Source organism: Epilithonimonas caeni DSM 17710 (assembly GCF_000426465.1).
GTDB lineage: Bacteria > Bacteroidota > Bacteroidia > Flavobacteriales > Weeksellaceae > Epilithonimonas > Epilithonimonas caeni.
The window spans coordinates 213,997-227,193 of record NZ_AUFK01000009.1; the positions used below are offsets into that span (position 1 = coordinate 213,997).

Sequence of the window (13,197 nt, forward strand, 5' to 3'; positions counted from 1 at the left end):
AAAATATCATCTAAATATTTTTAAAATAAAGTTCTCAATTACTGATTTAATTTAGTTTTGAGAACTTTTTTGTTGTGTAATTTGATTTAGTCAGTTACATTTAAGACTTTTGTAAATCATAAAAAGTAAAATCCGGATTAAGTTCCGGGAGAACATCAAAAAATAACTCAGTGAAAGTATCAAAACTCGCATCTAACCTGATTGGTTCGGAAATCATCAAAATCGGAAATGAAGTCAACGATTTGAAAGCCAAAGGTGCACAAATCTCAAATCTTACAATTGGCGACCTTAATTCTAATATCTATCCGATTCCTTCGGAACTGAAACAGGGAATTGAGAAAGCCTATAAAAATAATCTGACCAATTATCCACCAGCAAACGGTTTGCAATCTTTAAGAACTTCTGTGAGCAACGACCTTAAAAAACGTTGGAATCTGGATTATTCAGCTAATGATATTTTGATTACAGCTGGTTCCAGACCTTTGATTTATGCTGTTTTCAAAACGATTGTTGACGAAGGTGATAAGGTAATTTACCCGATTCCTTCCTGGAATAATAATCATTATGCTTATTTAACAAGTGCGAATGCAGTTGAAGTGCAGACCCAGGAATCTAATAATTTCTTGCCGACAGCCGATGATTTGAGACCACATTTGGAAGGTTCGGTTTTGCTTTGCCTTTGTTCACCGCTGAATCCAACCGGAACAATGTTTACAAAAGAACAATTATCTGAAATTTGCGAATTGGTTTTGGAAGAAAATAAAAGAAGAGGAGCAGACGAAAAACCGCTTTACCTGATGTATGACCAAATCTACGCAATGCTGACATTTGGTGCAGACCATTACAATCCGGTAAGTCTTTTCCCGGAAATGAAAGATTACACGATCTATGTCGACGGAACGTCTAAATGTTTTGCCGCAACAGGTGTTAGAGTAGGTTGGGGATTCGGGCCAAGTTTGGTAATTGATAAGATGAAAGCTCTTTTGACGCACGTTGGAGCATGGGCACCAAAACCCGAACAGGAAGCAGTTGCTGAGTTTTTAACTGATGATTCTGCAGTTGATACATTCTTAGAGGATTACAAACAAAAACTGAATACAAGCTTAAAGGAACTTCACACAGGAATCCAGGATTTGAAAACAAAAGGTTTTGCAGTGGAAAGTATCTCGCCAATGGGAGCACTTTATTTGACAATCAAATTGGATTATCTTGGTAAAACTACTCCGGATGGAAAAGTTTTGGCAGATTCTACAGATTTGGTTTTCTATCTGATCAATAATGCAGGAATGGCTTTGGTTCCATTCTCCGCATTTGGAAATGATAAGTCAGTTCCTTGGTTCAGAGCTTCTGTCGGAGGTTGTTCATTAGAAGATATTAAAGATTGTCTTCCGAAATTGGAACAAGCACTTGATAACTTAAAATAAATTGAGAAATAGAATATTTTTTGAAACCAAGTTTACTTTCTATTCATCAATAGTGATTATTCTATTAGTGGTTTTAAGTGTTTGGATTTCAGGAAGTAATTCTCATCATACATTATTTCAAAATTCAATTCTTTCAACTTCTATTCTTGCGCTTGCATTTTTTCTTTTCGTAAGTATTAGTTTATATAGAGGAGTTGGATTGAAAGATAATCTTGGCAAGATTTTTACAAAAGAAAGTTTTAATAAGAGAATAAAATCTACCTCTGATTTTACTCCAGACATTGATGTTCCAAGCATTGATGCGGAAGGAATCGGAGGTATTATTTTGTCTATACTTGCTTGGATTGCATTTACAATAGCGGCCTTATTTGTGCTTTATTTTGTAGGTGTTTTTTTCTGGTCGATTTTATTACTTTTATTAGCCATTCTTTACTGGATTTATTTCAGAGCTTTGAGATTAATATTCAAAAACTCAAAAAGATGTAAAGATAATCTGGCTAAAAGTTTAGGATTTGGATTTTTTTACTCCACATTATACATATCTTGGATTTATGGAGTCATTTTTTTAATAAAATATATTCATTAATATGAAAGTTATCGCGGTTATTCCTGCTCGTTATAATTCTACAAGATTTCCAGGCAAAATGATGGAGATTCTGGGTGATAGAACCATTATCACAACTACCTATCAGAATGTTGTGGACACAGGTTTATTTGATGAAGTGTTTGTCGCAACAGATTCAGAGATTATTTTTGATGAAATTTCCAGAAGCGGTGGAAAAGCTGTAATGACAGGCGAACACGAAACAGGAAGCGACAGAATTGCGGAAGCTGTTCAAAATATCAATTGTGATATTGTCATCAATGTCCAGGGTGATGAACCGTTTCTCAAAAAAGAACCTTTGAAGCAATTAATTGATGTTTTTTCTAATGATGATAAAAAAGAGGTTTCTTTAGCTTCATTGAAGATTCAATTAAAAGAATCTGAAGAAATCCAGAATCCGAATAATGTAAAAGTCATTACTGATAATAATGGTTTTGCATTGTATTTCAGCCGTTCCGTAATTCCTTTTCATCGTGAAATATCTTATAATGTCAAGTATTACAAGCATATTGGTGTTTATGCTTTCCGAAAAGAAGCTTTGATCAAATTCTCTTCATTGGAAATGACACCTATGGAAATTTCGGAAAAATTAGAGCAATTGCGTTACTTGGAAACTGGAATGAAAATAAAGATGGTAGAAACCGATTTTGTAGGAATTGGGATTGATACGCCGGAAGATTTGGAGAAGGCCAAACTGCTGCTATAATGATTAATATCTTTTTTAGTAAGATTTAATATCCCTAAAAAGTTCAAAACTTAATAAAAATCCTATCTTTGAAATCCTAAAATTTTTGAATGAACAGAATAATCGTCCTTTTTGCTATTATATTTTCACAAATTATTTTTGCACAGACCGCAAAGGAAATCATCGATAGAAATATCGAAAGTTCCGGAGGTCTTACCAATTGGAAGCTCTTGAATACGGTTCAGATACAAGGACGGGTAACGCTTGGCGTGAATGATTCTTATCTGATGAAAATCTACCAGCAGCGCCCAAATCTAACCAAAACAGCAATCATTTTAGCAGGAAAAGAAACACCTGTTGAAGGTTTTGACGGAAAGAATGGTTATGCGATGAACTATGCTCAGAACAAGCTTCAGCAATATACAGATTACATTCCGGAGAATTTTGATAATGATTTTATCGATTATGAAAGCAAAGGTTTTGAAGCTGAACTTTTGGGAAAAGAAAAAATAGGAGAACAGATCTATTTCAAAGTAGAATTGACGAAGAATGTCAATAAAACCATTTATTATTTTGATATCAAAAATTATTCGCTTTTCCGTGAGATCAAGAAAGATGAAACGTTGACTTATTCCGATTACAGAAAAGTGGGAAACCTATTGATGCCTTACAGAATCGAATCGTCTTCTCCTAAAAAAGACAGCGATTATGTAATGATGATCAATAAAATCGAAATCAATAAAGAGTTACCGAAGAATACTTTTAAATTTTAAAAGTGTAACAATGTATCAATGTAATAATGTAACAATTTTTAGGAAAAGTTAAATTCATTGTTATACTAATAGATTGTTAAATTAAAAAAATGGAAATCGAGGAAATCCGCGAATATTGTCTATCCAAAAAAGCTGTAACGGAAGGTTTCCCTTTTGATAACGAAACTTTGGTGTTCAAGATTGGTGGTAAAATATTCTTGTTTTTGCCTTTGGAAAGTACTCAGCCAACATTTTCTGTAAAAACTGACCCCGTTTGGAGCGAGGAACTCAGAGAAAAATATTTTCAAATAGCCGGCGCATTTCACTTAAATAAAACCCATTGGAATTCTGTTCTTTGCGAAGGCCTTAAAAAAGAATTGATTCTAAAATTGATTGACCATTCATACGATTTGGTTTTTAATTCCTTAACTAAAAAATCAAGAGAAGAAATTTTAAATACCTAAAATTCCCAATTCTAAGTTCATTAAGATTCGATTCATAAATGGATATTTATTTTTAATCCTGAGCTTCGTTAAAGTTTATAGATCATAATGATTTTTTATTTTCTCATTTTGAGATAATAAAATAATTTGTATATTAGGCATTCGAAAATTTCTATTTGAAAAAAGTAAATTTTATGATAAAAAAATTAATATTACTTTCTGTGATCAGCTGTATGACACAGTTTGGTTTTGCTCAAAAAACAACACCAATTTACTTAGACGATTCCAAACCTGTTGAACAACGTATAGAAGACGCTTTGTCAAGGATGACTTTGGAGGAAAAAATCAATTTGATCCATGCCCAATCCAAATTCAGTTCACACGGTGTTCCAAGATTGGGAATTCCCGAATTATGGACAGCAGACGGTCCTCATGGTGTGCGTTCAGAAGTGCTTTGGGACGAGTGGGATCAAGCTGGCTGGACCAACGATTCAATCATTGCTTATCCGGCTTTGACCGCATTGTCCGCAACCTGGAACAGGAATATGTCTTCTATCTATGGTAAATCCTTGGGAGAAGAAGCGAGATACAGAAAAAAAGATGTAATTCTGGGACCTGGCGTCAATATCTACAGGACACCACTCAATGGTCGTAACTTCGAATATATGGGAGAAGACCCGTTTTTAACTTCCCAAATGGTTGTCCCTTACATAAAAGGTGTACAGGCGAACGGCGTTGCAACAAGCGTGAAGCATTTTGCTTTGAACAATCAGGAAACCTTCAGACATACAAGTAATGTGATCGTGGATGACAGAGCTTTGTATGAGATCTATTTACCGCCATTCAAAGCAGCAGTCCAGGAAGGAGATTCCTGGACGATCATGGGAGCCTATGATCTTTACAAAGGACAGCACGCCAGTCACAATCAATATTTATTGAATGACATTCTTAAAGGAGAATGGGGCTATAAAGGTGTTGTTATTTCCGATTGGGGTGCAGTTTTGGATACGGATCAGGCGATTCATAATGGTCTGGACCTGGAATTCGGAACGTGGACCAATGGTTTGTCAAAAGGAACAAGCAATGCTTATGATAATTATTATTTAGCGAAACCTTATTTGGATCTGATCAAGTCTGGAAAAGTCGGAACCAAAGAGCTGGATGATAAAGTAAGGCGAATTTTAGGATTGGCATATAAAACATCGATGAACAAGAACAAGCCTTATGGCTCAATCGCTTCGGAAGAGCATATGGCTGCAGCAAAACAAATTGCTTCAGAAGGCATTGTCCTGCTTCAAAATCAAAAAGCGACATTACCAATCAATTTGTCGAAAACAAAGAAAATTGCAGTGATAGGAGAGAATGCTATCAAAATGATGACCGTTGGTGGAGGAAGTTCTTCTTTAAAGGTCAAATATGAAACTTTGCCTCTTGAAGGCATCAAGGAGCGTTTTGGAAAACAGACTGAAATCGTTTATGCAAGAGGTTATGTTGGCGATGTTGGCGGAGAATATAATGGTGTGAAATCAGGACAGGATCTTAAAGAGACCCGTTCTTCTGCGGAATTAATTGCCGAAGCTGTGAAATTGGCCAAGGAATCAGATTTTGTGATTTTCGTTGGAGGACTTAATAAAAGCGACCATCAGGATGCGGAAGGAATGGACAGAGAAAGTTATGGCCTACCTTATGATCAGGATGCCGTAATTTCAGCTTTGGCAAAAGCGAATAAAAATCTGGCGGTTGTTCTAATCTCCGGAAATGCAGTTGCAATGCCTTGGATCAAAGAAGTACCTTCTGTGTTGCAATCCTGGTATTTAGGCTCAGAGGCCGGACATGCGATTGCAGCGGTTTTGGCTGGTGATACAAATCCCTCCGGGAAATTGCCTTTCACTTTTCCGGTCAAGCTGGATGATAACCCAGCCCACGCTTTAGGAGAGTATCCAGGAAACAAGGCAGAATTGGCAGCAGGAAAAGGGAAGGACCTGAAAGATCCGATCAACATTACTTACAATGAAGGGATTTTCGTGGGTTATCGTTGGCATGATACCAAGAATATCAAACCTTTGTTCAGCTTTGGACATGGTTTGAGCTACACAACTTTCGAATATGGAAAAGTAAAAGCTGATAAAACTGAATTGACTGCTGATGATAAAATCACCTTTACTGTGAATGTGAAAAATACTGGTAAAGTTGATGGAGCAGAAGTGGTTCAATTGTACATCAGTGATCTGAAATCGTCGTTGCCAAGACCTTTGAAAGAGTTGAAAGGTTTCGATAAAGTCTATTTGAAGGCTGGCGAGTCCAAAGATGTTTCTATCACGATCGATCGATCAGCCCTGAGCTTCTTTGATCCGAAAAAACACGATTGGGTTGCTGAGCCGGGTGATTTCGAAGCTTTGGTAGGAAGTTCTTCTTCTGACATCAGAACTAAAATTAAATTTACTTTGAAATAAGTTTTATTAGAATATATAAAGTTAAAGGATAGCAATTGCTATCCTTTTTGTTTCTTAAAACTGAAATTCTTCAGTTGATCTTTTATCTTCATCCAGTTTCTCGACCAGTTTTTCCAAACCTTCGAATTTGATCTCGTCATGAAGAAAATCTCTGAATTTGATGGTAATTTCCTTATCATAGATATCCTGGTCAAAATCCAGAATATAAACTTCCGTATGAAGCGATTGATTTTTGTCGTCGATAGTTGGATTAGTTCCGATGCTCAACATTCCTTTATAGAATTGACCATCGATCCAAACTTCCACAATATAGGCACCTTTTTTTGGAAGTAATTTATTGATAGGAACATGGATGTTTGCAGTTGGATAACCAATGGTTCTGCCGAGTTTTTTTCCGTGGATCACTTTTCCGGTCAAAGGATAATGGTAACCCAACATTTCGTTAGCATCATTGATCCTGCCTTCTGAAAGAGCGATTCTGATTTTTGTAGAACTAATATTGATGTCATTCGTTTGGATAGCTTCCAATTGGTTGACTTTGAAGCCTAGTTCATCAGAAAGTGATTTCAATAATTCGAAATTCCCGCTTTTATTTTTTCCGAATGTATGATCATGGCCAATAATAATATGTTTAACGTTTAGTTTATCAACCAAGACTTTTTCACAGAATTCAGTTCCGGTAAGATTTCTGAATTCTTCATCAAAGGTCTTTAGAAAAATATTCTTGATGCCACTTTTTTCAAGAAGTTCCAATTTTTCTTCCAGCGTATTCAGCATTTTGACATCATCGTCTGGGTTCAGGAATTTTCTCGGATGTGGCCAAAAACTTAGTATTGCAGATTCCAAGTTCTCTTTTTCTGCAATTTCATTTAATTTATTGATGATGGATAAATGTCCGAGATGAACACCGTCAAACATACCTAAAGATAATGCTAATGGTGTTTTCGAGTGGTAATCTGTAAGGTCTCTGATGATTTTCAAATCCTGGATTTTATGGCAAGACAACAAAAATTCTGCCTGTGTAAAAATACACCTAAAAATGGTGTGTAAAATTGTCATGCAAATATGATAAAAATCTTTTTTTCTGACAATGCACATATACAAACTTTTATTATCTTTGCGCACAAGTAAAAATTTAGTAATGGCAAACCAAATTAAAGGAAAAATTTCACAAATTATTGGACCAGTTATCGATGTGGTCTTTAATGAAGTTGAACAATTACCAAACATATATGACGCTCTTGAGATCACTAAAACCAACGGGGAAAAAGTTGTTTTAGAGGTTGAGCAGCACATTGGTGAGGACGTTGTAAGATGTATTGCAATGGATGCTACCGACGGGCTTCAGAGAGGACAAGAAGTTCTTGGAACTGGTCTACAGATCACAATGCCAATTGGAGAAGGTGTTAATGGACGTCTATTCAATGTTGTTGGTGATGCTATCGACGGACTTCAGAACTTGTCAAAAGAAGGAGGTTTGCCAATCCACAGAGAAGCACCAAAATTTGATCAGTTATCTACTTCAGCCGAAGTCCTTTTTACTGGTATCAAAGTGATAGACCTTATCGAACCATATGCAAAAGGAGGTAAGATTGGATTGTTCGGTGGAGCTGGAGTTGGAAAAACAGTATTGATCCAGGAATTGATCAACAATATCGCAAAAGGACACGGTGGTCTTTCTGTATTCGCAGGAGTAGGTGAAAGAACCAGAGAAGGAAATGACCTTTTGAGAGAGATGTTGGAATCCGGGATTATCAAATATGGTGATGACTTCATGCACTCTATGGAAAACGGGGGTTGGGACCTTTCTAAAGTAGACCTGGAGGCTATGAAAGATTCTAAAGCAGCTTTCGTTTTCGGACAGATGAATGAGCCGCCAGGAGCAAGAGCCAGAGTCGCGTTGTCTGGTCTTACATTGGCAGAATATTATAGAGATGGTGGAGAAAGCGGACAAGGTAGAGATGTACTTTTCTTCGTAGATAATATCTTCCGTTTTACCCAGGCTGGTTCCGAGGTGTCTGCACTTCTTGGGCGTATGCCATCTGCGGTAGGTTATCAGCCAACATTGGCATCTGAGATGGGTGCGATGCAGGAAAGGATTACTTCTACTAAAAACGGATCTATTACATCTGTACAGGCGGTTTACGTACCTGCGGATGACTTGACCGACCCGGCTCCGGCAACAACGTTTGCCCACTTGGATGCCACTACGGTATTAGATAGAAAAATTGCTTCATTAGGTATTTATCCGGCAGTAGATCCATTGGCTTCTACGTCAAGAATCTTGGCTCCGGAGATTATCGGTGAAGAGCATTATAACTGTGCACAGAGAGTGAAAGAAATTCTTCAGAGATACAAAGCGTTGCAAGATATTATTGCGATCCTTGGTATGGAAGAACTTTCTGAGGAAGATAAATTGGTCGTTTACAGAGCCAGAAAAGTACAGAGGTTCCTATCTCAGCCTTTCCACGTTGCTGAGCAGTTTACAGGTCTTAAAGGATCATTGGTAGATATCAAAGATACCATCAAAGGATTCAATATGATCATCGATGGAGAATTGGATCAATATCCGGAATCTGCATTCAACCTGAAAGGAACTATCGAAGAAGCTATTGCAGCCGGACAGAAAATGCTTGCTGAGAATGCTTAATAATTAGACACAAGATATCAGATTATAGACATGAGAGACTTTAATGTCTGAAATCTGAAGTCTGAAATCTTTAAATCTAAAAGAATGAATATAAAAATTTTAACTCCGGAATTTGTTATCTTTGAAGGTGAGGTAGATTCGGTTCTTCTTCCGGGAAAGAGCGGGCAGTTCCAGATATTCAAAAATCACGCTGCGATCGTATCGGCTCTGGTTGGAGGGAAAGTGAAGATCTACACAGAAAAAGTAGGCTCTGCTTATCAAAAATACCTTACCAAGGAAACCGAAGCTAAGTCATCTTATTCTTATGAGATCAAAAGTGGTGTTCTAGAATTCAATAATGATAAGGGAATTATTCTTTGTGAATAATCCAAATAACAACAAATAAACGAAAAGCGAATCATTTTTGATTCGCTTTTTTATTTTGGGGACGTTATTACATAGCTAGCATTTAGCAAAATACTTAGAGAATTAAAACTACTATTTAACAGATCAAAAGTAATCGATATTCATCATTTTCTATGGGTGCACGATGAACACAAGGCGGAACTTCTTGATCTGGATGGTCGACAGATAGGCGCCAAAGGTTTCCCGATCCTAAGTTTATGGGATGAGCATTCGGTTTTGGCTGATAGTGCAGATCAAAATAATTCTCCTTCAGAAAAGCTTCAAAATCTTGTTCTTTACCATTATGTAGTTTTTCTAATTTTTCTCGGATTTCCGGAATTAGAATTTTTTGTATGGCCTGCTCATTGGGTAAAATATCGCTTGATGCACCATAGTAAGTACATAAAAAAGTACTTGTAGCAATAGGAGAACAATCTACATGGTAAGAGTATACATCTGTGGATATAGAATCGGACTCATTATCTCTCTCATAATTCTTAATTAAATTGAGTGATGGTGATGCTCCAAAATCAGTTAATAAACGTAGATCGTTCAAGATAATTTCTCTTGCGACATGTCCATTTTCTGAAAGTACTAGATTTTCTAGATCTTCAATATAAACTTCAGTGATATTACCATTTAGTTCAAGTTTGGCAACAATTTCCTCAAAATCACCATCCAGATCTCGTTGCCAATTAATGGCATTTATTTCTCCCTTGAAATCAGAATTTACAAGTTCTGGGAAACTTGAAACTATCTTGATCGAATTGGTTGTGGATAGCATATATTTATAGATCTAATTGAATCGGTTAGTATTTACAAAATTAATATAATTCCATTTTCTTTTAACTGCTGGATAGGTTTTGAAAACCAAAACAATTCGAAATCCTCGAAGCTTTCTTCAAATTGATTTTTAAGTTGTTGCAGACTTAGTTTCTTAGAACTTTCTATAGAATTCTCTTTTAGGATTTTGATCAGCCAATGTGCTTTTTCTTTATTTAATTCGATTTTCAGAATATTGGTCTTCAAATGGAAAATAAGGCGTGTCAACTCCCATGAAGTTCCTTTAGTCTTAATGAGATCTTCTGTAATTACATTCTTTTCTAAAAAGATAACTTTGGAATTCGGTTTGAAAACAAAATTTTCATCTTCCAGAAGACAGTCGTGAATATAATCCGGATGAATCGTAGTTCTTGGAATCTTAAAATCAAACCAGCTTTGCAAAGGCATTTCAAAATTGATTCCGTGCATATAATTGAATAATGATTTCTTTAACCCAAAGCTGAATTTAGAATGATCAATTCCTGTTTTATCAGTAAAATCAATATCATTATTAGCAAATAAAATCTCTTGTTTCACAGGGATCACACCATATTCTTCAGGATTGATTCCGACAGGTGAGTGCGCTGTCATCGCAAACTGATGCCAAAAACCACTTTGCAGAATTCCCATTTCGAACAATTGTCGGACCATTTCCAAAGAGTCAATAGTTTCCTGGACCGTTTGCGTGGGGTAGCCATACATAAGATAGGCATGGACCATGATTCCTGCTTCTGTGAAATTTCTCGTTACTCGTGCAACCTGATCAACAGAAACGCCTTTATCAATCAATTTTAAAAGGCGGTCACTTGCGACCTCCAACCCACCGGAAACAGCTACACAACCGGAAATTTTCAATAAAAAGCAAAGGTCACGGGTAAAGCTTTTTTCAAACCTGATGTTGGTCCACCAAGTGACAACAAGGTTTCTTCGCAGGATTTCCAAGGCAACTTCACGCATCAAAGCTGGAGGAGCGGCCTCATCCACAAAATGAAATCCGGTTTCACCAGTTTTTGCAATAAGCTCTTCCATTCTATCGACAAGGATCTTAGCAGAAACAGGTTCGTAAATCCTAATATAATCTAGAGAAATATCACAAAATGTACATTTTCCCCAGTAACATCCGTGCGCCATTGTTAGCTTATTCCATCTTCCGTCGCTCCATAAGCTGTGCATTGGGTTGGCTATTTCAATCACGGATATATATTTATCTAATTGCAGATCAGAATAATCTGGTGTTCCGACCTGTGCCTGTTTGTAATCGTGTTTTGTGGAATTATTTTTATAGGTAACTTCTTCGTTTTCAATTAGAAAAGTTCTTTTATAGCTGGCTTCGAGAGCCTCAGCCTGACAAATATCTTTCGAGTTTAATTTTTCATTATTAATTATTAACTCCAAAGGCAATTCGCCATCATCCAAAGTGATAAAATCAAAGAATTCAAAAACTCGTTTGTCTTTGATCTCTCTGAGTTCAGTATTAGGGAAACCGCCACCCATTGCCGTTTTGATGTCAGGATAATTTTCTTTGATGAATTTTGCACATCTGAAAGAAGAATACAGATTTCCTGGAAAAGGAACCGAAAAACAAACCAGTTTTGGCTTGACAATATCTAGTTTTTCTTTTAGAACCTTTAAGGTGATATGATCGATGAAAGTTTCTTCAGAACTAATTTTAGAATACAGTTCATCGAAAGAATTGGCACTTTTTCCTAAACGTTCCGCATATCTGCTAAAACCAAAATCAGAATCGATATTTTCTACAATATAATCTGAAATATCTTCTAAATATAACGTGGCCAAATGTTTAGCTTTATCCTGCAACCCCATGTTCCCGAAAGCAAATTCCATATCATCAAGCTGATTGAAACGGGAAGCTTCCGGAAGAAAATTCATAGAACATATCTGCCTCGCCAGAGTTGGATTTTGGTTCTGTAAAAACAAGATAACCTGGTCGATAGTCTTCACATATTCATCTCGCAGAGAGAAAATACGCTGGGAGTTTTCGGAAAGGGTGTTAATATCGGTATCTTCTGCGAAAATCTTACGAATCCCGTCTTTCGAAAATAATTCCAAAATCACCTCTATGCCCAGATCTATCTGATAACTTGATATATTTCTGGTATTCAGGAAACCCTTGATATAGGCCGTAGCAGGGTAAGGCGTATTCAATTGCGTGAAAGGAGGTGTGATAAGAAGAAGGTCTTTCAAAAGATTATTTTCGTCAAAGTTAAGGTTTTAAAATTTTTGTAAAAAGCCCATTTTCACCATTTGCATATTGTCAATGATCAGTTTAAAAAATTTTATTCTCTGAAAAATAGTTTTAATTTTGTTGAATGATGGAAAAAAAATTCCCTTTTCTAGACACTTTGTTTCTGCTTCGAAAGGAAGAATGCATTACCATTTTCACGGATATCCAGAAGATCTCAAAAAAGGAAGAGCAAGATGCTATAAATTACCTTGAATCCGAATTTGAAAGGGAAAGATTGGATTTTTTATCTGATCAGATTCGTTATGACCAGGAAGGAGCAATTTGGGCGGCCAAAGTTCTTTATTACAGTGCCCAACTGTTTTTGGTACGGAAAGGCACTTCAAAAGACCTGGAAAAACTGATTCCAAAATTTACTGGAAAAAGAAATGTTTCCTCAATTCTTTCATCAGACCTGTCATTAAGATTTTTACCCCAGATCATCGATGCATTGCAAAATGCAGATCCGGAAGATCCATTGATCAAAATATTGGGGAACATATTATTGCAATTCCATTATTCAGCTATTGGATTTGATCTGGATTTGGACAAGGTCAATTGGAAAGAGGAATTGAAAGATGAAACCTATCGAAAATTATATTTGGAAAGAATTGTGGAAAAGAAAGCATATAAATTGGCAGAGATTCCATACATCAATCAATTACTTATTGCAGAATTCGGGATGTATAAGGACGTTTTTTGGAGGGAATTAAACATAACAAATGATTAAGATAAAGT

12 protein-coding genes are annotated in these 13,197 nt (G+C 36.3%); 9 read left to right on the forward strand and 3 right to left on the reverse strand.

Annotated features, from left to right (window positions below):
* The first annotated feature begins 170 nt into the window (after positions 1 to 170).
* The 6 genes from K319_RS0102270 to K319_RS0102295 all read left to right on the forward strand — a co-directional run bounded on the left by K319_RS0102270 (position 171) and on the right by K319_RS0102295 (position 6,361).
* A complete protein-coding gene (locus K319_RS0102270; protein ID WP_027382140.1) occupies positions 171 to 1,424 on the forward strand; it encodes a pyridoxal phosphate-dependent aminotransferase in 1,254 nt (417 codons plus the stop codon).
* A gap of 1 nt (position 1,425) precedes the next feature.
* Positions 1,426 to 2,010, forward strand: a complete 585-nt coding sequence (locus K319_RS0102275) for a hypothetical protein (protein ID WP_156907033.1) — start codon at positions 1,426 to 1,428, stop codon at positions 2,008 to 2,010.
* Position 2,011: 1 nt separating this feature from the next.
* A complete protein-coding gene (kdsB, locus tag K319_RS0102280) occupies positions 2,012 to 2,734 on the forward strand; it encodes a 3-deoxy-manno-octulosonate cytidylyltransferase (RefSeq protein WP_027382142.1) in 723 nt (240 codons plus the stop codon).
* An 89-nt stretch (positions 2,735 to 2,823) separates the two neighbouring features.
* Complete coding sequence (locus K319_RS0102285) at positions 2,824 to 3,486, forward strand: hypothetical protein (protein WP_027382143.1); 663 nt, start codon at positions 2,824 to 2,826, stop codon at positions 3,484 to 3,486.
* An 89-nt stretch (positions 3,487 to 3,575) separates the two neighbouring features.
* Positions 3,576 to 3,929 (forward strand): MmcQ/YjbR family DNA-binding protein, encoded by a 354-nt coding sequence (locus K319_RS0102290; RefSeq protein WP_027382144.1) that lies wholly within the window; start codon positions 3,576 to 3,578, stop codon positions 3,927 to 3,929.
* Positions 3,930 to 4,102: 173 nt separating this feature from the next.
* On the forward strand, positions 4,103 to 6,361 hold the full coding sequence (locus K319_RS0102295) for a glycoside hydrolase family 3 C-terminal domain-containing protein (protein WP_027382145.1): 2,259 nt from the start codon (positions 4,103 to 4,105) through the stop codon (positions 6,359 to 6,361).
* A gap of 54 nt (positions 6,362 to 6,415) precedes the next feature.
* Here the strand turns inward: K319_RS0102295 and K319_RS0102300 are convergent, their stop codons facing one another.
* Complete coding sequence (locus tag K319_RS0102300) at positions 6,416 to 7,342, reverse strand: bifunctional riboflavin kinase/FAD synthetase (protein WP_027382146.1); 927 nt, start codon at positions 7,340 to 7,342, stop codon at positions 6,416 to 6,418.
* Between the two features lie 160 nt (positions 7,343 to 7,502).
* Here K319_RS0102300 and atpD point away from each other — a divergent pair, with 160 nt between their 5' ends.
* Together atpD and K319_RS0102310 are read left to right on the forward strand one after the other, a co-directional pair.
* Positions 7,503 to 9,011, forward strand: a complete 1,509-nt coding sequence (atpD, locus tag K319_RS0102305) for a F0F1 ATP synthase subunit beta (RefSeq protein WP_027382147.1) — start codon at positions 7,503 to 7,505, stop codon at positions 9,009 to 9,011.
* 84 nt (positions 9,012 to 9,095) lie between these two features.
* Positions 9,096 to 9,377, forward strand: a complete 282-nt coding sequence (locus K319_RS0102310) for a FoF1 ATP synthase subunit delta/epsilon (RefSeq protein WP_027382148.1) — start codon at positions 9,096 to 9,098, stop codon at positions 9,375 to 9,377.
* 115 nt (positions 9,378 to 9,492) lie between these two features.
* Here the strand turns inward: K319_RS0102310 and K319_RS0102315 are convergent, their stop codons facing one another.
* A complete protein-coding gene (locus K319_RS0102315; RefSeq protein ID WP_027382149.1) occupies positions 9,493 to 10,179 on the reverse strand; it encodes a hypothetical protein in 687 nt (228 codons plus the stop codon).
* Positions 10,180 to 10,211: 32 nt separating this feature from the next.
* Entirely contained in the window at positions 10,212 to 12,422 is a 2,211-nt protein-coding gene (locus tag K319_RS0102320) for a B12-binding domain-containing radical SAM protein (RefSeq protein ID WP_027382150.1), read from the reverse strand.
* A 125-nt stretch (positions 12,423 to 12,547) separates the two neighbouring features.
* Between K319_RS0102320 and K319_RS0102325 the strand changes: the two genes are divergently transcribed.
* A complete protein-coding gene (locus K319_RS0102325; RefSeq protein WP_235696069.1) occupies positions 12,548 to 13,189 on the forward strand; it encodes a hypothetical protein in 642 nt (213 codons plus the stop codon).
* The last annotated feature ends 8 nt before the right edge of the window (positions 13,190 to 13,197 follow it).